The organism is Stenotrophomonas sp. 01N47, from assembly GCF_056399165.1.
In genome coordinates this window covers 1-19,554 of the sequence record NZ_JBFTQU010000009.1, presented here as the reverse complement: position 1 = coordinate 19,554, position 19,554 = coordinate 1, and the positions used below count along the sequence as shown (strand labels likewise).

General features: G+C 67.0%; 24 protein-coding genes and 1 other RNA gene. 10 read left to right on the top strand and 15 right to left on the bottom strand.

Annotation, left to right across the window (positions count from 1 at the left end; genetic code table 11):
* Positions 1–142: 142 nt before the first annotated feature.
* Positions 143–1,507, top strand: coding sequence for a UDP-N-acetylmuramate:L-alanyl-gamma-D-glutamyl-meso-diaminopimelate ligase (mpl, locus tag AC1DKR_RS16175; protein ID WP_478033635.1), 1,365 nt, complete (start codon positions 143–145; stop codon positions 1,505–1,507).
* The gene (locus tag AC1DKR_RS16170; RefSeq protein ID WP_032976742.1) at positions 1,504–2,082 is read left to right on the top strand and encodes an LON peptidase substrate-binding domain-containing protein; all 579 of its coding nucleotides are present in this window, start codon (positions 1,504–1,506) and stop codon (positions 2,080–2,082) included. The genes mpl and AC1DKR_RS16170 overlap by 4 nt, the downstream gene beginning before the upstream one ends.
* Before the next feature lie 143 nt (positions 2,083–2,225).
* Here the strand turns inward: AC1DKR_RS16170 and AC1DKR_RS16165 are convergent, their stop codons facing one another.
* Positions 2,226–4,223 (bottom strand): bifunctional DedA family/phosphatase PAP2 family protein, encoded by a 1,998-nt coding sequence (locus tag AC1DKR_RS16165; RefSeq protein ID WP_478033633.1) that lies wholly within the window; start codon positions 4,221–4,223, stop codon positions 2,226–2,228.
* 85 nt (positions 4,224–4,308) lie between these two features.
* On the opposite strand from AC1DKR_RS16165, the gene AC1DKR_RS16160 reads away from it, so the two are divergent.
* Positions 4,309–4,971, top strand: a complete 663-nt coding sequence (locus tag AC1DKR_RS16160; RefSeq protein WP_363731798.1) for a serine/threonine-protein kinase — start codon at positions 4,309–4,311, stop codon at positions 4,969–4,971.
* Positions 4,968–5,456, top strand: a complete 489-nt coding sequence (locus tag AC1DKR_RS16155; protein WP_363731800.1) for a DUF2867 domain-containing protein — start codon at positions 4,968–4,970, stop codon at positions 5,454–5,456. Before AC1DKR_RS16160 ends, AC1DKR_RS16155 begins: the two co-directional genes overlap by 4 nt.
* Positions 5,457–5,503: 47 nt before the next feature.
* Here AC1DKR_RS16155 and AC1DKR_RS16150 read toward each other — a convergent pair whose 3' ends face one another.
* Positions 5,504–6,187 (bottom strand): hypothetical protein, encoded by a 684-nt coding sequence (locus tag AC1DKR_RS16150; protein ID WP_025874183.1) that lies wholly within the window; start codon positions 6,185–6,187, stop codon positions 5,504–5,506.
* A gap of 107 nt (positions 6,188–6,294) precedes the next feature.
* On the opposite strand from AC1DKR_RS16150, the gene AC1DKR_RS16145 reads away from it, so the two are divergent.
* Positions 6,295–7,113, top strand: a complete 819-nt coding sequence (locus AC1DKR_RS16145) for an SDR family oxidoreductase (RefSeq protein WP_312787156.1) — start codon at positions 6,295–6,297, stop codon at positions 7,111–7,113.
* 117 nt (positions 7,114–7,230) lie between these two features.
* Here the strand turns inward: AC1DKR_RS16145 and AC1DKR_RS16140 are convergent, their stop codons facing one another.
* Positions 7,231–8,103, bottom strand: coding sequence for an ion transporter (locus AC1DKR_RS16140; protein ID WP_312111066.1), 873 nt, complete (start codon positions 8,101–8,103; stop codon positions 7,231–7,233).
* A gap of 63 nt (positions 8,104–8,166) precedes the next feature.
* Here AC1DKR_RS16140 and AC1DKR_RS16135 point away from each other — a divergent pair, with 63 nt between their 5' ends.
* Positions 8,167–9,393 (top strand): acetylornithine transaminase, encoded by a 1,227-nt coding sequence (locus AC1DKR_RS16135; RefSeq protein ID WP_088101212.1) that lies wholly within the window; start codon positions 8,167–8,169, stop codon positions 9,391–9,393.
* A gap of 87 nt (positions 9,394–9,480) precedes the next feature.
* Here AC1DKR_RS16135 and AC1DKR_RS16130 read toward each other — a convergent pair whose 3' ends face one another.
* Complete coding sequence (locus tag AC1DKR_RS16130) at positions 9,481–10,083, bottom strand: HAD-IA family hydrolase (RefSeq protein WP_478033628.1); 603 nt, start codon at positions 10,081–10,083, stop codon at positions 9,481–9,483.
* Positions 10,084–10,205: 122 nt separating this feature from the next.
* Here AC1DKR_RS16130 and azu point away from each other — a divergent pair, with 122 nt between their 5' ends.
* Complete coding sequence (gene azu / locus AC1DKR_RS16125; RefSeq protein WP_363731809.1) at positions 10,206–10,655, top strand: azurin; 450 nt, start codon at positions 10,206–10,208, stop codon at positions 10,653–10,655.
* Positions 10,656–10,701: 46 nt separating this feature from the next.
* Here azu and AC1DKR_RS16120 read toward each other — a convergent pair whose 3' ends face one another.
* Genes AC1DKR_RS16120 through thiE form a run of 3 tightly spaced genes read right to left on the bottom strand, consistent with a single transcriptional unit; the run spans position 10,702 to position 12,831 of the window.
* The gene (locus tag AC1DKR_RS16120; RefSeq protein WP_279323984.1) at positions 10,702–10,836 is read right to left on the bottom strand and encodes a hypothetical protein; all 135 of its coding nucleotides are present in this window, start codon (positions 10,834–10,836) and stop codon (positions 10,702–10,704) included.
* A gap of 54 nt (positions 10,837–10,890) precedes the next feature.
* A complete protein-coding gene (gene hemL, locus AC1DKR_RS16115; protein ID WP_478033626.1) occupies positions 10,891–12,180 on the bottom strand; it encodes a glutamate-1-semialdehyde 2,1-aminomutase in 1,290 nt (429 codons plus the stop codon).
* Between the two features lie 15 nt (positions 12,181–12,195).
* Positions 12,196–12,831 (bottom strand): thiamine phosphate synthase, encoded by a 636-nt coding sequence (thiE, locus tag AC1DKR_RS16110; RefSeq protein WP_478033624.1) that lies wholly within the window; start codon positions 12,829–12,831, stop codon positions 12,196–12,198.
* Positions 12,832–12,865: 34 nt separating this feature from the next.
* On the opposite strand from thiE, the gene AC1DKR_RS16105 reads away from it, so the two are divergent.
* A complete protein-coding gene (locus AC1DKR_RS16105; RefSeq protein WP_025874193.1) occupies positions 12,866–13,090 on the top strand; it encodes a rubredoxin in 225 nt (74 codons plus the stop codon).
* 48 nt (positions 13,091–13,138) lie between these two features.
* Here the strand turns inward: AC1DKR_RS16105 and AC1DKR_RS16100 are convergent, their stop codons facing one another.
* The 8 genes from AC1DKR_RS16100 to AC1DKR_RS16065 form a co-directional block, all read right to left on the bottom strand.
* Complete coding sequence (locus AC1DKR_RS16100; RefSeq protein ID WP_478033622.1) at positions 13,139–14,008, bottom strand: SirB1 family protein; 870 nt, start codon at positions 14,006–14,008, stop codon at positions 13,139–13,141.
* Between the two features lie 140 nt (positions 14,009–14,148).
* A complete protein-coding gene (locus AC1DKR_RS16095) occupies positions 14,149–14,595 on the bottom strand; it encodes a DUF192 domain-containing protein (RefSeq protein WP_478033620.1) in 447 nt (148 codons plus the stop codon).
* 21 nt (positions 14,596–14,616) lie between these two features.
* Positions 14,617–15,264, bottom strand: a complete 648-nt coding sequence (gene rpiA, locus AC1DKR_RS16090; protein WP_099820806.1) for a ribose-5-phosphate isomerase RpiA — start codon at positions 15,262–15,264, stop codon at positions 14,617–14,619.
* Between the two features lie 24 nt (positions 15,265–15,288).
* A complete protein-coding gene (locus tag AC1DKR_RS16085; protein WP_025874197.1) occupies positions 15,289–15,768 on the bottom strand; it encodes an EVE domain-containing protein in 480 nt (159 codons plus the stop codon).
* Positions 15,765–16,358, bottom strand: coding sequence for a 5-formyltetrahydrofolate cyclo-ligase (locus tag AC1DKR_RS16080; RefSeq protein WP_089236677.1), 594 nt, complete (start codon positions 16,356–16,358; stop codon positions 15,765–15,767). The genes AC1DKR_RS16085 and AC1DKR_RS16080 overlap by 4 nt, the downstream gene beginning before the upstream one ends.
* Positions 16,359–16,441: 83 nt before the next feature.
* A non-coding RNA gene (gene ssrS, locus AC1DKR_RS16075) (6S RNA) lies at positions 16,442–16,627 on the bottom strand.
* A 97-nt stretch (positions 16,628–16,724) separates the two neighbouring features.
* Positions 16,725–17,021 carry a cell division protein ZapA gene (locus tag AC1DKR_RS16070; protein ID WP_100553461.1) on the bottom strand — a complete coding sequence of 99 codons (297 nt, stop codon included), beginning with the start codon at positions 17,019–17,021 and terminating at the stop codon, positions 16,725–16,727.
* Positions 17,018–17,239: a TIGR02449 family protein gene (locus AC1DKR_RS16065; protein WP_025874200.1), complete on the bottom strand. Its 222-nt coding sequence runs from the start codon at positions 17,237–17,239 to the stop codon at positions 17,018–17,020. Before AC1DKR_RS16065 ends, AC1DKR_RS16070 begins: the two co-directional genes overlap by 4 nt.
* 153 nt (positions 17,240–17,392) lie before the next feature.
* On the opposite strand from AC1DKR_RS16065, the gene AC1DKR_RS16060 reads away from it, so the two are divergent.
* Together AC1DKR_RS16060 and AC1DKR_RS16055 are read left to right on the top strand one after the other, a co-directional pair.
* Positions 17,393–17,941 (top strand): YecA/YgfB family protein, encoded by a 549-nt coding sequence (locus AC1DKR_RS16060; RefSeq protein WP_230112415.1) that lies wholly within the window; start codon positions 17,393–17,395, stop codon positions 17,939–17,941.
* Positions 17,941–19,269, top strand: coding sequence for an aminopeptidase P N-terminal domain-containing protein (locus tag AC1DKR_RS16055; RefSeq protein ID WP_447945514.1), 1,329 nt, complete (start codon positions 17,941–17,943; stop codon positions 19,267–19,269). Before AC1DKR_RS16060 ends, AC1DKR_RS16055 begins: the two co-directional genes overlap by 1 nt.
* The last annotated feature ends 285 nt before the right edge of the window (positions 19,270–19,554 follow it).

Sequence of the window (19,554 nt, the reverse complement as noted above, 5' to 3'; positions counted from 1 at the left end):
AATTGTGTCCGGGTTCACAGAACATCGCTATCAGGAATTCCCTGACATGTGGCTGGAGTTTTCTCACAGCAGCTGTAGGGGTTCTCTTACCCCGGTGCTGACAATGGCCCTATACAGCCGTGATCGGTCACAATCCCCGGTCATGAGCAGCGTACATATCCTTGCAATCGCCGGCACCTTCATGGGTGGCGTGGCCGCCCTGGCGCGGGAACTGGGCCATACGGTCAGTGGCAGCGACCAGGCCATCTATCCGCCGATGTCGACCCAGCTCGAGCAGCTGGGCATCACCCTGGATCAGGGCTACCGCGCCGACAGCGTGCCGGAGGGCACCGGGCAGGTGGTGATCGGCAACGCGCTGTCGCGCGGCAATCCCGCCGTCGAAGCGGTCCTGGACGCCGGCCAGCGTTACATTTCCGGCGCCCAGTGGCTGTCCGAGCAGGTCCTGCCGGGCCGTGACCCCCTGGCCGTGGCCGGTACCCATGGAAAAACCACCACCACCACCATCCTGACCTGGCTGCTGGAGAATGCCGGTCGCTCCCCCGGCTTCCTGATCGGCGGCGTGGCCGAGGATTTCGGCGTGTCCGCCCGCTTGGGCCAGGGCCGCGAGTTCGTTGTCGAAGCCGACGAGTACGACACCGCGTTCTTCGACAAGCGCAGCAAGTTCGTGCACTACCGGCCGCTGGTGGCGATCCTCAACAACCTTGAATACGACCACGCCGACATCTTCCCCGACGTGGCGGCGATCCAGCGCCAGTTCCACCACCTGGTGCGCACCGTGCCGGCGCGCGGCCGCCTGATCGTCAATGGCGAAGACGCGCACCTTGCCGAAGTGCTGGCGATGGGCTGCTGGACCCCGGTCGAACGCTTCGGCTTCGACCCCGCGCTGGAATGGCATGCCGAGCTGTTGGCCGCCGATGGCAGCGCGTTCCGCGTCCATCATCGCGGGCAGGCGCTGGGCGATGTGCACTGGTCGCTGCTGGGCCGGCACAATGTGCTCAATGGCCTGGCTGCACTGGCCGCTGCGCACGCAGTGGGTGTTGCGCCGGCCGAGGTGATCCCGGCGTTGGCGCGCTTCCGCAGCGTCAAGCGGCGCATGGAAGTGATCGGCAACCACGATGGCATCACCGTCTACGACGACTTCGCCCATCACCCGACGGCGATTGCGACCACCCTCGAAGGCCTGCGTGCCAGGGTCGGTGATGCCCGCATCGTGGTGGCGATGGAGCCGCGCAGCAATTCGATGCGGTTGGGCGCTCACGCACAAGCACTGGCACCGTCCTTGGCACTCGCCGATGAGGTGGTGTTCCTGCACCGCCCGGAGCTGGCCTGGGATGCGGCAGCGGTGATCGCGGCGGTGCGCGGACAGGCGCATGCCGTGGCCGACACCGATGCGCTGTTGGCGCAGCTGCAGGCCGACGTGCGCAGCGGCGACCATGTGGTGTTCATGTCCAACGGCGGCTTCGACGGCGCGCCGCGCCGCTTCCTTGCAGGGCTGCAGGCACGATGAGCAGTGAGGGTTCGCTGCCGCTGTTCCCGCTGCATACGACGCTGCTGCCGGGCGCGGCCATCGGCCTGCGTGTCTTCGAGCCACGCTACCTGGATCTGGTGCGCGAAACCGGCCGCAGCGGTGAAGGTTTCGGTGTCTGCCTGATCCTGGAAGGAAACGAAGTGGGAGCGCCTGCAACGCCGGCCGCCTTCGGCGTGCAGGTGAAGATCGAGGATTTCGATGTCGGCGCCGATGGCGTGCTGCAGCTGCGATTGCGCGGCACCCGTCGTTTCCACGTCGAGCGCACGCGCGTGCGCGACAACGGGCTGGTGGTTGCCGATGTGCGCTGGTGCGATGAGGATCCCGATGACGAACTGCGTCCGCAGCATGCGTTGCTGGCGACGGTACTGGACCACATCATCGAGCAGGCGGGCACGGCGTTCGCACCGGCCTCGCCGGCCTTGATGGACCAGGCCAGCTGGGTCAGCTGGCGGCTGGCCGAGCTGCTGCCGCTGAGCGAACAGCAGCGCCTGCAACTGCTGCAGCTGGACGACCCGCACCAGCGCCTGCAGCAACTGCTGGGCTGGATGCCGTAAGAGCCCGGCCGCGGTGCTCGCCGGGCATGGCCCGGCGTCGTCGGTAGATGCCAACCTTGGTTGGCAGCCTTTCCCGAAAGCGCCAACCAAGGTTGGCGACTACCAGGCGGAGCAGTCGCGCCGGGCCATGCCCGGCGGCTTCGTTACGGCGTGGCGGTCTTCAACCGCAGCACTGGCAGGCCGGTCTCCGGGTGCACGGCTTCCTGCTGAGGCAGCGTCTGCACCGCTTCCTTCACGGCGTTCAACGCCGGGTCGATGCCCCGCACCGGGTGCCACATGCCGATCCACTGGAAGTGGCGCTCGTAGCGCAGGGTCTGTGCGCTGCCCAGCCACAACGGGGTGTCGCCCGGCTGCAGCTGCGCCGGCGCCTGCCACAAGCGCAGCACGTAGCGCTCGTCGGCCTGCGCGCCCTGGCGCACCATCAGCAGCGCTTCAACGCGCGTATCCAGTGTCGCCGGCAGTACCGGCAGTTCATTGGCGCCGGTGTTCTTGTCCAGCATCAGCAGCGCTTCCTGCCAGCCGGCCTGGGCCTGTACCTGCCAGCCGCGCGCTTCCAGCTGCGCCTGCAGCGGCGCCAACGGACCGGCCACCTGCACGTCCAGTGGCCAGCGCTGGTCATCGTCGAATTCGTTGCGACGCGCCGGCAGCTTCGCCCAGTCGTGCTGCCACCAGTCCTGCGCGTCCATCGCCAGCGGCGCCGGCAGGGTCGGCTCGAAGCGTTCCAGCTTGATGGCGATGTTGCGCGGCGCGTACCACATCGCCGCCACCACGAAGACGCCGTAGAACAGCCATGCCACCGGCTTGACCCAGAACGAGCGGTTGAAGCGGCGGCGGTAGGCGATGCCCAGCACCAGCAGCCAGAAGGTGCCGAACAACATGCCGCCGATGACATCGCTCAGCCAGTGCGCACCCAGGTACAGGCGCGCAAAGCCGATCAGGCTGACCACGATGCCCGACACCAGGTAGGGCCAGACGCGCGTGCGGCCGGGCATTTCGCGGGCGATCAGCACCGCGAAGAAGCCGAAGGTGATGGTGGCCATGGTCACCGACACCGACGGGAAGCCGAAGCCGCTGCTGGCATCGATCGGGCGCACCACATCGACGGTGGCGCCGAGCAGTTTGGTCAGGGCCAGGCCGAAGGCCAATGCGGCCAGCCAATGTGCAGCCGCCATCCAGCGCCGGCGCCAGACCAGGTAGCCCATCGCTGCAGCGGTTGCCGGCAGCAGCACCTGCCATGCGCCCAGAGACGCCAACGCGGCCATCGGGTAATCGGCCAGCGGATTGCGCAGGGCCAGCATTGCCTGGTGCACCAGCAGATCCACCGCCAGGGGTTCGCCGTGGGCGACCACTACGGTCAACAGCGCGAACCAGCCCCAGCCCAACAGCAGCAGCATCAGCGCCAGCATCGCCAGCGGTACCGACTCGCGGCGCTTCGGATCAAGCACGCCGACGGTGTAGCGGCCGAGTGTCGGGTGGCGGTTGGACCAGTCGAGCAGGCGGGCCAGCCAGTTGTCCATGCGTGCGGCCGACCAGCGATAGCCGTACAGCACGATGGCCCAGACCAGGCTGAGGATCACCGCCAGCAGGCCCGCCACCACGACCAGCCGGCCGGCAACCGCAGCGACGGTGTCATAGGCCTCGCCGAGGATCCAGCCAGGGGCCAGGAACAGTACGGCCCAGGAAATACTGGCGATGCCACTGGCCTGTACATAACGGCTGGCGGGCATTTTCATCATGCCGGCGATGGCGGGCACGAATGGCCGGATGGCACCGACATAGCGGGCGATCAGGATGCTCTTGAACGCATTGCGGCGGAACAGGTTCTCGCCCCGGTCAAGCAGCTGCGGGTAGCGGCTGAACGGCCAGACGCCACGCAGGCGGTCGCCCCAGCGCCGGCCTATCCAGTAGCTGATGCCATCACCGGCGAACGCACCCAGCGCTGCGGCTGCAACCGCATACGGCCCGGAGATCTGGCCCAGGCCGATGAACACGCCGACGGCGAACAGCAACGGCAGCGCCGGCACGATGGCGCCAAGAACGATGACCGCATCGCAGAAGGCGATCAGAAAGATGACCGCACCCGCCAACACGGGATGAGCGGCAATCCACGCGAGGGTGGCGTCGATCCATGAAGAGTCCATTTCCCGATTATAGGGGCGTGAAGGTGACTGGTTCCCAGCCGCTTGGTGACCGTTTGCAACCGGCGCCATCGCCTAGAATGTCGCCATGCCTGTATCCAACGACGCGCCAACGCATGCACTGAAGGCCGACAGCTTTGGCCGGATCCTCCTCGTGCAGGGCCCAGAAGGCCCCTTCGTGCGCCGCGATCTGGGTGCCACGCCGCTGTGGCTGCGGTGGCCTGCATGGTGGTTGGCGCGGCGCGAAGCGCGCGCGCTGAAGCACATCCACGGCATGGCCGACGTGCCGCAACTGCTGGACTGGAATGGTCGTCATCTCGACCGCAGCTTCATGGCTGGCGATGCGATGTACCAGCGCCCGCCGCGCGGCGACGTGGCCTGGTTCCGCGCCGCACGCCGCCTGCTGCAGCAGCTGCATCGGCGCGGTGTGGTCCACAACGACCTGGCCAAGGAAGCCAACTGGCTGGTGACCGAGGACGGTCGCCCGGCCCTGATCGACTTCCAGCTGGCAGTGATCGGCGACCCGCGCTCGCGCTGGATGCGCTTGCTGGCGCGCGAAGACCTGCGCCACCTGCTCAAGCACAAGCGCATGTACTGCCGGGAGTCGCTGACGCCGGTGGAGAAGCGCGTGCTCAAGCGCACCTCGTGGGTGCGCGATCTCTGGTTCGCCACCGGCAAGCCGGTCTACCGCTTTGTCACCCGCCGCATCCTGCATTGGGAAGACAACGAAGGGCAGGGCCCCAAGCCATGAGCGCACTTCTGAGCGAAGGCAGCGTGCTGCGTTCGCAACTGCCGGGCGCCGATTTCGTCCATGCCTGCCAGGCGGCGGCGCCACGCAACGGACGCTCGGCACTGCAGGCCTACCGCGATATGGCAGCGACGGTGCCCGGCTGGTTCGATGGACTGATGGCGCTGCGCAACAGAGGCATGCGGCTGCTGGGCATGAAGGATCTCGGCTCGCTGCGCGTGGTGCAGCAGACCGCTGATCCGCAGCCCGGGCAACGCCTCGGCATCTTCACCCTGCAGGCGCTGGACAAGGATGCCATCGTGCTGGAAGACAACGACCGCCATCTGCGCGTGCAGCTGGCGCTGCAATGGCACGGCGATATGTTGGAAGTGGCGACGGTGGTGCACACCCACAACGCGTTCGGCCGCCTGTACATGCTGCCGGTGGCACCGGTGCATCGATGGATCGCGCCGCACCTGCTGAGCAAGCAGGTGCGCGGATATCAGTAGATCCACGCCATGCGTGGATGCGCGTTGCCGCATGGCGCGGCAAACCCCTACGGCGTCACCGGCACCACCTGCTGGCCGATGAAGTTGCGCTTGCCATCGAAGTCATAGCCGATCTGCAGCTGGCCCACGTCCGGGCACGCATGGCAGTCGCGCAGCGGCGTGCGGTACAGCAGGCGGATGCCGCCCCCATCCAGCGCCGCGGTACCCGCGGCCTGCGCCGGCGCGAACGGCGTGGCCTGCGGATGCGCCTTGAGCACCTCCTGCACGCCGGGATCGGCGCGCAGCGTGTCGTCCAGTTGCACCGCATCCACGTCGATACGCTTGCCTGCGGCATCGACCAGGCGCGTGCCTTCATTGGTATTGGCGCGGAATGGATATTCGACGGTGGCCACGCCCAGGCCGTCGTGCTCATGCCAGGCAGTCACGTAGGCCAGTTCGCCACCGGTGGACAGCTGCTCGGCCGCGGTGACCGCATCAGCACTGGCCCCACCGGACCGCATCGCATCGCGCAGGCAATCGCGGGTGGCCGCGCTGTCGCCCTGGCGGCAGGCGTTGAGGTCACCATCCCAGACAACGGCCTCGCTCCAGCGCAGCTTGCCATCACCGGTGGCCTTGTCGACGCTGGCGGCGTCATCCTTGGCCGGCGCGCTACCGGGTTCGGGCGAGCGGCCCTGGCAGGCGGTGAGCAGGGCCAGGCCCAGGGCAGGCAACAACAGGCGGGAACAGCGCATGGCATGGACCTCGTGCAGTGACCGGGGCACCAGTATCGTCAACGTGCGGTGAACTCCGCGTCGGCGCGGCATACTAGCGGCTCATTGCATACGCTGGAGTGTGGAACGTGGGCAGTCTGCAGGGCAAAACCCTTTTCATCACCGGTGCCTCGCGTGGCATCGGCCTGGCGATCGCATTGCGCGCCGCGCGCGATGGCGCCAACGTCGCCATTGCTGCCAAGTCGTCGGTGCCCAATCCCAAGTTGCCGGGCACCATCCACAGTGCCGCCGAGGCGGTGACCGCAGCGGGTGGCCAGGGCCTGGCCCTGAAATGCGACATCCGCGAAGAAGACCAGGTGCAGGCAGCCGTTGCTGCCGCCGTGGACACGTTCGGTGGCATCGACATCCTGGTCAACAACGCCAGCGCCATCTGGTTGCGCGGCACCCTGGACACGCCGATGAAGCGCTTCGACCTGATGCAGCAGGTCAATTCGCGCGGCAGCTTCCTGTGCGCGCAGGCCTGCCTGCCGTACCTGCTGCAGGCCCCGAACCCGCACATCCTTACCCTCGCGCCGCCGCCGAGCCTCGATCCCAAGTGGTGGGGCGCACACACCGGCTACACGCTGGCGAAGATGGGCATGAGCTTTGTCACCCTCGGCCTGGCCGCCGAGTTCGGCCCGCAGGGCGTGGCCGTCAATGCGTTGTGGCCGCGCACGGTCATTGCAACCGATGCGATCAACATGATTCCGGGCGTGGACGTCGGCGGCTGCCGTACGCCGCAGATCATGGCCGATGCTGCACACGCGGTGCTGGTGCGCGAGGCGGCAGGCTTCCATGGCCGTTTCCTTATCGATGATGAGGTGCTGGCCGAATCCGGCGTGACCGATCTTTCCGGGTATGCGGTGGATGCGTCGCGTCCGTTGCTGCCGGATCTGTTCCTGGATTGAGCCAGAAGCATCCACGCATGGCGTGGATCTACTGTGCTGGCTTCGGTGGGGCTTCATCCACGCATGGCGTGGATCTACTGTGCCTACGGTGGTACCGGCCGTCGGCCGGGCTCACCCTCAGTGGCTGAACGTATCCGGCAACGGTCCGCCACACTTGCGGCAGTGCCGTGCATCCGGCTCGTGGCCTTCCAGCCCGCAATGCGGGCAGCCACGGGCATCGCGGCGCGCAGCCAGCTCGGCATCGCGCATGGTGCTGGCCAGTTCGGCGGTGTAGATGCCGGTGGGCACGGCGATGATGCTGTAACCGATCAGGATCAGCACCGAGGTGACGAAGCGGCCGAGCACGGTCTGCGGCACGATGTCGCCAAAGCCGACCGTGGCCATCGTTACCACCGCCCAGTACATGCTGCTGGGAATGCTGGTGAAGCCGTGGTTCGGTCCCTCGATCACGTACATCAGCGTGCCGGCGATGATCGTGATGGTGACCACCGTGAACAAGAACAGCAGGATCTTGCGCCGACTGCGCCACAGCGACTGCATCAGCACGCCGCTTTCTTCGATGTAGCGGGTCAGCTTGAGGATGCGGAACACGCGCAGGATGCGCAGTGCGCGCACCACCAGCAGGCTCTGCGCACCGGGAATGAACAGCGACAGGTAGGTCGGCAGGATCGAGGCCAGGTCGATGATGCCCCAGATGCTCACCGCGTAGCGCAGCGGGCGCTTGACCACCAGCAGCCGCAGCACGTATTCGGCGGTGAACAGGATGGTGAAGCCCCATTCCAGCACGTACAGCCAGTCGGCATGGGCGATGTGGAAGCGCTGCACGCTGTCGAACATCACCACCAGCACGCTGGCGATGATCGCGTACACCAGCAGCAGGTCGAAATTGCGCGAGGGCCGGCTGTCGTGGCGGTAGATGATGTCGAACCACCGGCGGCGCCAGCCGGTCTCGGTGGCGGGGTTCAGCTGGGGGGCGGAAAACGGTCGCATGCGTGCATTGTGCCGCACGGGTTCCAGCGCGAGAATGGGCATTCCTGAACCCTGCTGACCGCCATGACCGCCGCTACCGATCCGCTGATCTCCCTGTCGCACTACTACCTGCCGGTGTACAAGCCCCGCCAGGTGGTGCTGGAGCGAGGCCAGGGCGCCCGCGTGTGGGACAGCCAGGGCCGTGAGTTCATCGACCTGGCCGCCGGCATTGCCGTGTGTGGCCTGGGCCACAACGACCCGGATCTGGTCGCCGCGCTGGTCGAACAGGCCGGCAAGCTGTGGCACACCAGCAACGTGTTCTACAGCGCGCCACCGCTGCACCTGGCCGAGGAACTGGTGAAGGCCAGCCGCTTCGCCGAGCGCGTGTTCCTGTGCAACTCCGGCGCCGAAGCCAACGAAGTGGCGATCAAGATGGTCCGCAAATGGGCCTCCAGCCAGGGCCGCCCGGCCGACAAGCGCGTGATCATCACCTTCCGCGGCAGCTTCCACGGCCGCACCATGGGCGCGGTGACCGCTACCGCGCAGCCGAAGTACCAGGAAGGCTACGAGCCGCTGCCGGGTGGGTTCCGCTACATCGACTTCAACGATGAAGTGCAGCTGGAAACGGCGATGGCCGCCGGCGACGTGGCGGCGGTGATGTTGGAGCCGATCCAGGGCGAGGGCGGGGTGATGCCGGCCAAGTCCGGTTTCCTCAAGCGCGTGCGCGAACTGTGCGACCAGCACAACGCACTGCTGGTGCTGGACGAGATCCAGGCTGGCATGGGCCGTACCGGTACCTTGTTCGCGCATTGGCAGGATGACGTGGTGCCGGACATGGTGACCCTGGCCAAGGCGCTGGGTGGTGGTTTCCCGATCGGCGCGATGCTGGCCGGCCCGAAGGTGGCCGAGACCATGCAGTTCGGTGCCCACGGCACCACCTTCGGCGGCAATCCGCTGGCCGCGGCCGTCGCCCGCGTGGCGCTGCGCAAGCTGGCCTCGGCCGAGATCGCGGCCAATGTCAGCCGCCAGTCGAAGGCGCTGCGCGATGGGTTCGCCCGCATCAACGACGAGTTCAAGGTGTTCAGCGAAGTCCGCGGTCGCGGCCTGATGCTGGGCGCGGTGCTGAGCAAGGAGTTCGCTGGACAGGCCGGTGCCATCCTCGACCACGCCGCCGAACAGGGCCTGTTGACCCTGCAGGCTGGCCCGGACGTGCTGCGCTTCGTGCCGTCGCTGAACATCACTGACGAAGAAGTGGCCGAAGGCCTGAAGCGCCTGCGCGCGGCGATTGCCGCGTTCGTCGCCGCGCGCTGAATTCCCGACGCCGGGGTCGGACCCCTCTCCTGTGGAGAGGGCGCTGACCCCGTTGCTGCCGCTGCGCTAGTCGGGCATGGCCCGGCGCTACCGCACCCTGTAGCGCTTCAGCACCTTCCCCAGTCCGCGTCCGTCCTGCACGGTTTCCGCGTGCAGGCCCGCTGCGCGTGCACCGCGCACGTTGACGAACAGGTCATCGACGAACAACGTGTGCGCCGGTGCCACGTCGAGGGCTGCGAGCGTGCGCAGGAACACCTCCGGCGCAGGCTTGCGCAGGCCGAAGTCCGCGCTGCAGAACACCCGGCCGTGCAGCATGGGATACAGCTCCGGCAGCAGCGTCGGCAGCGCCTGCGTCATCAAGGCACCATTGTTGGTCAGCACCGCCATCGGCACCTGCAGGGCGTTCAGCCGTTGCAGCGCGGCGTGTTGCGGGTGGCTGGCCGCGTGCCGTGCGGCGATCCAGGTGTGCAGTGTTACCGTTGTGCCGAGCCGTTCGCCAAGCTGGGCCAGATAGCGCTCGCCATCCAGCGCACCGCTGTCGTGTGCCGCTTCGAGTCCGCTGTCGTACAGCGCGGCCTGCACGTGCGCGGTCGGCACGTCCAGCGCCTGCGCCAGATGCAGCACGCGCTGCGCGCGCTGGTAGTGCACCAGCACGCCGTCAACATCGAGCAGGAGAAGGTCGATCCGCATCGGTCGAGCATGCCATTGCCGTATCCCCGCGCAAACCCTGGACCATGACTGCGACACACGGTCGCAGTCGGGCCGGCAGGCCGCTGCCTAGAATGGCCATTGAACCTGCAGGAGACGCGATGATGAAGGCTTGGATGGTAGCGGTGGGACTGGGCGCGTTGATGCTGGCGCCGTCGGCGATGGCGCGCGTATGTGCGGTGAGCATCGACAGCACCGACCAGATGAGTTTCAGCAGCCGCGAGATCAAGGTGGCCGCCGATTGCAGCGAAGTTGACCTGACCCTGCGCCACACCGGCAGGCTGGCCGCCACCGCGATGGGCCACAACTGGGTGCTGACCCGCACCGCCGACTACCAGCCGGTGGCGATGGCGGGCATGCGCATGACCCTGGCCGACAGTTACCTGCCGAAGGCCGACAAGCGCGTGCTGGCCCACACCAAGGTGATCGGTGGTGGCGAGACCGCCCGCGTGCGTTTTTCCACGAAGGGCATGCAGAAGGGCGGCGATTACACCTTCTTCTGCTCGTTCCCCGGCCACTTCGCGATGATGAAGGGCAAGTTCGTCTTCGGTTGAGTGCGCAGCGGCCACGCATGGCGTGGCTCTACTCCAGGGACGCAGCTCAGTAGATCCACGCCATGCGTGGATGAAGCACATCGATCCAGTAGATCCACGCCATGCGTGGATGAAGCACATCGATCCAGTAGATCCACGCCATGCGTGGATGAAGCACATCGATCCAGTAGATCCACGCCATGCGTGGATGAGGGCAGGCAGTGCCGACCAAGGTCGGCACCTACCAAGCCGGGGTTCAGCCCTTGGCCGCCTTGAACGCCACGCGTGCCGCTGCCAGCGTGGCCTCGATCACGTCATCGTCGTGTGCGCTGGACAGGAAGCCGGCCTCGTACGCCGACGGTGCCAGGAACACACCCTGGTCCAGCATCGCGTGGAAGAAGCGGTTGAATGCCGGGATGTCACAGGCCGTGGCCTGGGCGTAGGTCTCCACCTTCTCAGCGGTGAAGAACAGCCCGAACATCGCGCCCACCTGGGTGGTGGTCACCGCCACGCCGGCGTCGGCTGCTGCTGCTTCCAGGCCCGCGCACAGGCGTGCGGCGCGCGCGCTCAGATCGTCGTGGAAACCCGGCTGCTGGATCAGCTCCAGCATGGCCAGGCCGGCGGCCATCGCCACCGGGTTGCCGCTGAGCGTGCCGGCCTGGTAGATCGGGCCGGCCGGTGCGATCTGCTGCATCAGCTCGCGGCGGCCGCCGTAGGCGCCCACCGGCATGCCGCCACCGATGATCTTGCCGAAGGTGGTCAGGTCCGGAGTGATGCCGTAGTGCGCCTGCGCACCGCCGAGGGCAACGCGGAAACCGGTCATCACTTCGTCGAAGATCAGCAGGGTGCCGTGCTGCGTGCACAGCGCACGCAGGTGCTGCAGGTAGCCTTCGCGGGGCGGAATGCAGTTGGCGTTGCCCACCACCGGCTCGATGATCAGGCCGGCGATCTCGCTGCCACGTGCCTCGAACAGGGCGGTGGCCGCCTCGAAGTCGTTATAGGGCAGGGTCAGGGTCAGTTCGCTCAGGCCGGCCGGCACGCCGGGCGAGGTCGGCACGCCCAGGGTCAGCATGCCGCTGCCGGCCTTGACCAGGAACGAGTCGCCGTGGCCGTGGTAGCAGCCTTCGAACTTGACGATGCAGCTGCGGCCGGTGGCACCGCGCGCCAGGCGGATCGCCGACAGGGTGGCTTCGGTACCGGAGTTGACCATGCGCACCATCTCGCACGACGGCACCAGCCGGGTGATGGTCTCGGCCATGGTCACTTCCGCTGCGCACGGCGCACCGAAGGACAGGCCGTTGTCGATCGCCTTCTTCACCGCCTGGCGTACGGCGGTGTGGTTGTGGCCGACGATCATCGGGCCCCACGATCCCACGTAGTCGATGTAGCGGTTGCCGTCGACGTCGTACAGGTAGGCGCCGTCAGCGCGCTCGACGAAGAAGGGTTCGCCGCCGACCGACTTGAACGCGCGCACCGGTGAGTTGACGCCGCCAGGCAGCAATTCCTGGGCGCGGGAGAACAGGGCGTGGGACTGGTCGTGGTTCATGGGGTTTCCTGGGGGTTACTGCTGCGTATCGAATCGGGCGAGGTAGGCGCGCTGGGTCGCGACCGGGTCCTGCGCGGCGTAGATGCCGCTGACCACGGCCAGCAGATCGGCGCCGGCATCGATCATGGGACCGACATTGTCCGGGCTCAGGCCACCAATCGCCACCCGCGGCACGCCCAGTGCGGCGCTTTGCCGCAGCAGGTCGGGGTGGGCGCGGCTGCTGGTGACCTTGGTGGTGGTGGGGAAGAAGGCGCCGAAGGCCACGTAGCTGGCGCCGGCTGCCACGGCGCGCTCGGCGTTGGCCAGCTGGTCGTAGCAGGAGGCGCCGATGATGGCGTCCGGTCCGAGCAGGCTGCGTGCGGCGCCGATGTCACCGTCGGTGCCGCCCAGGTGCACGCCGGCCGCGCCGATGGCCTGGGCAAGCGCCGGGTCGTCGTTGACGATCAGCGGCACGCCGTGGGCGGCGCACAAGGCCTGCAGCGCTGTGGCCTGTTCCCGCCGCAGGGCATCGCTGGCGGTCTTGTTGCGGTACTGCAGCCAGGTGGCGCCGGCAGCGAGCAGCGGCGCGGTACGCGCCAGCAGGCGGGCGGTATCGGGTTCATCCGGGGTGATCAGGTAGACGCCGCGGGGCGCCGGGGAAGCAGAAGGCATCGATGGCTACCGGTGAGTGGACCGCGATGGGACAATGGCGGCCCGTGAATCCAGCCCTGATTATCCGATGAGCGAAGCCACCCCCACCACCCTGCGTACCTGGATGTGCGTGGTCTGCGGATTCCTGTACCGCGAAGCGGATGGGCTGCCGGAAGAGGGCATCGCCCCGGGCACTCGCTGGGAAGACATCCCCGAGACCTGGACCTGCCCGGATTGCGGTGTGACCAAGGACGATTTCGAGATGGTCGAGATCGATTGATCGGACCTGTCTGTGGGTGCGAACCGTTGGTCCGCACACCGGACAACCTCAATGCAGCCGCGGTACCGGTCCGCCAAGGTCGATCAGCTTCTCGCGCAGCCATTGCGCGTCGCTGGCCTCGGGGTTGCGCTTGAGGTACAGGCCCAGGTCGTTGCGGGCGCCGGCCAGGTAGTCCAGCTGCAGGTAAGCCAAGCCGCGATCGCGCAGGGCATCGTCCTGTTCGGGGGCCAGCTTGAGCAGGCGGTCGGCACTGCGTGCGGCACGGTCCCACTCGCTGGCCTCGGCATAGACCCCATGCAGGTTGCGCAGCATGCGGATCAGGATCGCGCGGCTCGGTGCAGGGTCGAGGATCTGCGCCAGCACCTGGTCGTCGGGCATCTGCCCGCCCAGGTGCGACTTGGCGCGTTCGCGCAGTTCGTCCACGTCCAGTGGGCGGCCCCCATTGAACGGGTCCATCACCAGCACGCCATCGTCAACCGGCAGGCGCACCAGGAAATGACCGGGGAATGACACGCCGTCCAACGGAATGCCCAGCCGTCGCGCCACTTCCATCTGCACCAGTGCCAGCGAGATCGGATTGCCCAGACGGCGCTCGAAGACCTGGTTGAGGTAGCTGTTGCGCGGGTCGTAGTACTCCTGGTGGTCGCCGCTGTAGCCCAGCTCATCGAACAGATGCCGGTTGATGGCCGCCATCTTCAGCGGGCTGTGCTCGATGCTGTCCACCTCGGCACGCAGGTGCTCGACGTGGCTCTGCACCAGCGCATCGTAGGTCGAAGGCTGCAGATCGGGATATTCATCGCGCGCGATCAGCAGCGCGGTCGGCAGCAGTGGCAGCGCCTCGTCGTCGAAGTCGGCCAGTGCATCCCAGTCGGGGAGTGTGATGCGGGGTGGGTCCGGTTGCGGGGGTGTCCGCGGCATGGATGCCGCGGCCAAGCCCCCAGGGACGGGTTTACGGCGTCCCCCGCAACCGGACCCACCCCGCCAACCCACGGAATGCACGCTTTTGCTGTTGCTCTGGCCTTGGCTTCGGCGGGTGCCGGGCGCAGCCCGGCCGCCCCCTACTTCTCGATGCCCGGGCCGAAGATCAGCTCGGTGCCATCCTTCAGCTTGAGCTTCTCCGCCTGGCCGGCATTGAGTTCCAGCACGAAGCGTGCCGGGCCACCGCTGGGGTAGGGCGGGCACATGTCACCGGCCGAGCACGGCGGCACGTCGCGCTGCTGGCTCACCAGCCGCCGCTCGCTGTCGAAGTACAGGATGTCCAGCGCGATCTTGGTGTTCTTCATCCAGTACGCCTGCATTTCCTCGCGGTCATGCACGAACAGCATGCCGTGGTCCTCGGCCATCTGGTCGCGGAACATCAACCCGCGCGCACGGGTTTCATCGTTGGTGGCCAGTTCAACGTCATAGCGCGCACCATCAAGTTCCACCCAGTGGCGGGCAGCATCGGTGGCGCAGCCGATCAGGGCCAGCAGCGGGAGCATCAGCAGTGAGCGCAGCAACGACATCGTCAGGGTCCTTCGAAAGGGTCAGAGCACGATCGGCGGCTCGCCGCCGACGATCACCACATCGGCACGGCGACGTGCGAACAGGCCGACGCAGACCACGCCCGGCAGCTGGTTGAGCTCACGCTCGAGCTTTTCCGGATCGGTGATCTGCAGGTTGTGGATGTCCAGGATCTGGTTGCCGTTGTCGGTCACCACGCCCTCGCGCCAGGTCGGCTGGCCCCCGGTCATGTCGCGGATCTGGCGGGCGACCAGGCTGCGTGCCATCGGGATCACTTCCACCGGCAGCGGGAACCTGCCCAGCACCGGTACCTGCTTGCTCGGGTCGACGATGCAGACGAAGCGCTCGCTGGCCTCGGCGATGATCTTCTCGCGGGTCAGCGCAGCGCCGCCGCCCTTGATCAGGCACTTGTTGGCATCGCACTCGTCGGCGCCATCCACGTACAGCGACAGGGTGCCGGTGTGGTTCAGCTCGATCACCTCGATGCCATGCTGCTTCAGGCGCGCGGTGCTCTGTTCGGAACTGGACACCGCACCCTTGATGCGATGCTGGATGCGGGCCAGCGCATCAATGAAATAGGCGACGGTGGAACCGGTACCGACACCGACGATCATGCCGTCTTCGACGTACTCGATGGCCTTTTCGGCGGCCAGGCGCTTGGCTTCAGACATTGCGGAGAGCTCTCAGGCAGGGAATCAGGATTTCTTTTCCAGCGACAGCAGCAGCTTCCACTGCGCAGCGGTCACCGGGAACACCGACAGGCGGTTGCCCTTGGCAACCAGCGGGAAGCCTTCGCCGAGTTCCTCGGCATGCAGCTTGATCTCGTCCAGCGCGATCACCTGCTTGAGCTTGCGGTCGAAGGCCACGTCAACCAGCATCCAGCGCGGGTTCTCGCGCGTGCTCTTGGGGTCGTGGTAGTCGGATTTCGGGTCGAACTGGGTGTCGTCCGGGTAGGCCGCGCTGGCCACCGTGGCCAGGCCGACGATGCCGGGCACCTTGGTATTGGAGTGGTAGAACAGGATGCCGTCACCGACCTGCATGCCATCGCGCATGAAATTGCGCGCTTGGTAGTTGCGCACGCCGTTCCAGGGTTCAACCTTGACCTTGGCCAGGTCATCGATGGAAAAAGCGTCCGGTTCGGACTTCATCAGCCAGTAGCGCTTGCGGGCGGTCATGCGTTCACGGGGGCAGCGGAAGGGAGCAGGGTGCCGGCTTCAGTGCAGATCGCATCCACCGGCACGTCCCAGGACGCTACCGGCAAGGACTCGACCTGCTGCACCGAGAATGCCGCGCCGACCAGCCAGGGTGGCGCCGGCCGATCATGGCGGAAGGCGAAGCTGCGATCATACCAGCCGCCCCCCATTCCCAGCCGCCGGCACTGTGCGTCGAAGCCCACCAGCGGTGTCACCACCAGGGCCATCTGCGCCGGTTCCAAAGTGTCTTCGAGGGCGATATCCGGTTCGGGGATGCCGTAACGGTTGCTGGTCAGCGGTTGGCCGGGGCGCCAGGGCGCGAAGCGCAGCACGTCGCCGTGCAGTACCGGCAGGCAGTAGCGCAGCGTGTCGGGCAACTGCAACTGCCAGCGGTGCAGGGCAATCTCGCCATCCAGCGCCCAGTAGCCGGCCACGGCGCCTTCGCGTGGGGCGAACGGTAGCGCGAGCAGCGCATCGGCCAGCGATTCGGCAGCGGCGATACGGGCGGGGGCGGAAAGGTCGCGGCGGCGTTGCCGCAGGTCGTGGCGCAGGGCCTGTCGCGGGTCGGTCATGGCAGCATGCGGCAAGGATCAGCCGTCATTGTGCCGGAAAGAACAAGGGCGACGCCCGAAGACGCCGCCCTTGCTGGAATATTGCATTCTCCGCAATGTCGATGCATGCGAAACGACCTTGAACCCGCGGGCTCAAGTGGGAACGCTGGAGAACCATCGGGCTTCCCGCTGCAAGGCGGACCTGCACTCCCGGCGCTGTCGCGCTCCCGGTGTCGTTCTTAAGGGACAAGGCGAATGTTTGCACATGCCGTCGAGTACCGCAGAGAACGCGTCGCCATTATAGCCAGCACGCAGGATCTGGATAGGCCGTTCGTCGGCAACAGTGCGTGCCAATTCAGAAAAGAGAAGACGCATTCCGCGCCTTTCTCACGTGCTGCTGTCGATTGCCCGGTCCAGACGCCGGTTCAGGTCGGCCAGGGTCTGCTGCAGGGCCACCGCCTGGCGGGCGTTTTCATCGCGCAGCTGCTGCAGCTCGTGCGCCAGATTGAGTGCCGCCAGCACCGCGATGCGGTCGACGGCGGCCATCCGGTTGCTGCCACGGATCTCGCGCATGCGCGCATCCAGCAGGCGGGCGGCGGCCATCAGGCTGTCGCGTTCATCGCCACCGACGCCGACTGTGTATTCACGGTCGAGGATACGGACGCTGACCGGTTCGGCACTCATGTGTGCTGCTCCAGGGATTTGAGCCGGGTGATCATCGCTTCCACCCGCGAACGCGCCTGCTCGTTCTTGGCCAGCAGCGTCGAGCGCTCGGCCACCAGCTGTTCCTGCTGGTGGCGCAGGCTGCGGTTCTCCTCGGCCAGCCGCTGGTTGCGGTCGAGCAACGCCTCCACACGGGCGGCGAAGGCCTGCAGCTGGGCAAGGGGATCGGCGGGTTCCATGCCCGCACGATAGGCAAGCCGGGTCAGGGCGGTCAAGCACTGTCGCAGCAGGCCCCGGCGGCCACGAAGCGCAGGCGGACACATTGCTACACTACCCGGCTCACGGGCGCGCGCGTGCGCGCTCCGCAGTTTCCCTTCCGAACGAGCCGCACGATGACCGAACTTCCCTCCGTCGACGACGTTACCCGCGCCAGCCAGGAACTGGGCCTGGGCGCCACTGCTGCCGAGCTGCATGGCGGGCTGTGCGGCTGGCTGGCCGCTGGCGGTGCCCCCGGCAATGACTGGCCGGCGCGCGTGCTGGCCGACGACAATCTGCCGCAGGTGGCTGCCGACAGTGCGCTGGCGCAGTTGCTGGAGGCCACCATCAAGCAGCTGGAAGACCGTGACTTCGCCTTCGAGCTGCTGTTGACCGACAGCAGCGACGTGGCCGCACAGGCAGATTCCATGTTCAGCTGGACCCGCTCCTTCCTGGGCGGCTTCGGCCTGGGCAGCGGCGGCCACCGGCCGACCCTGTCCGAAGAAGGCGAGGAGGCACTGAACGACCTGGCCAGCCTGGCCCGTGCCTCGAGCGAGGACTTCGAAGCCGGCGGTGACGATGATGACGAAGCCCTGTCGGAGATCGAAGAGTTCATCCGGGTGGCGGTGCTGCTGCTGCACGGTGATGTGGTGCTGGCCGCGCGCCATCGGCAGCGCCTGAACTGATGGATATCAAGCAGCGCACCGGCATCGCTGCCGGCGAGTACAAGCGTCGTCGCCGGCAGCTGATGGACATGGCGGGCGAAGACGCGATCCTGGTGCTGCCGGCGGCATCGGAGAAGGTGCGCAGCCTCGATACCCATTATCCGTACCGGCAGGATTCGGATTTCCAGTATCTGTGCGGCTTCCCGGAGCCGGAAGCGGTGCTGGTGCTGATTCCTGGTCGTCGCCACGGCGAAGCCATCCTGTTCTGCCGTGAGCGCGATCCCGAGCGTGAAGCCTGGGATGGCGGTCGCGCCGGCCAGGAAGGCGCCGTGGCGCAGTTCGCGATGGACGATGCGTACCCGATCACCGACCTGGACGACATCCTGCCGGGCCTGCTGGAAGGGCGGTCGCGGGTGTACTACCACTTCGGCCGCGATGCGGACTTCGACCTGAAGCTGATCGGCTGGGTGAACCGCGTGCGTTCGCAGGTGCGCCACGGTGCGCAGCCACCGCATGAGTTCCTGGAACTGGGCCACCTGCTGCACGAGCAGCGGTTGTTCAAGTCCGGTGCCGAGGTGGCGTTGATGCAGCGCGCGGCCGATATCAGCGTGCTGGCGCATCGTGCGGCCATGCAGAGTGCGAAGGCGGGCATCCACGAGTACGAACTGCAGGCCGAGCTGGAGCGGGTGTTCCGTGCCAGCGACGCGGTGCCTGCGTACTGCAGCATCGTCGGTGCCGGCCGCAACGCCTGCATCCTGCATTACCGCGACAACAACGCACGCTCGCGCGACGGTGAACTGGTGTTGATCGATGCCGGCGCCGAGTACCGCGGCTACGCCAGCGACATCACCCGTACGTTCCCGGTCAATGGTCGTTTCAGCGCCGAGCAGCGTGCGCTGCATGATCTGGTGGGTGCGGCGCAGGCGGCGGCGCTTGCCCAGGCCAAACCGGGCGTGGCGTACGAAATGGGCCATCTGGCGGCGGTGCAGACCCTCACCGAGGGGTTGCTGCAGCTGGGCCTGTTGAAGGGCACGCTGGAAAAGAATCTCACCGAAGGCTTGTACCAGCGCTTCTACCGGCACAAGACCGGGCACTGGATCGGGCTGGATGTGCACGACGTAGGTGACTACCGCCTGGCCGGCGATTCGCGCCTGCTGGAGCCGGGCATGGCCTTCACCATCGAGCCGGGGCTGTACATCGGCGTGGACGACACGACGGTGGAACCGCGCTGGCGCGGCATCGGCATCCGTACCGAAGATGACGTGCTGATCACCGACGACGGGCATCGGGTGTTGACCGAAGGCCTGGAACGCAGCGCCGACGAGATCGAAGCGTTGATGGCGGGGTAAGGATGTTTCTGCAGGGCTTGCAGCCCTGCACCCGCTACAAGCCAGAGCAACAGCAACAGCAACAGCGGCATTCGGTGGGATGGCGGGGTACTGTGGGTTTGCGGGGCCGCCGTGAACCCATCCTTGGGGGCTTGGTCGCGGCATCCATGCCGCTCACACCCCGCAAACCCACAGTACCCCGCCTTCGACAGTTTCCCGCGGCTGTTGGTAACGGCGGTTGTCGGCACGCGGGACTATTGGTAGGTGTCGACCTTGGTCGACACGGAGCGAGCGCAGCGAGCGACC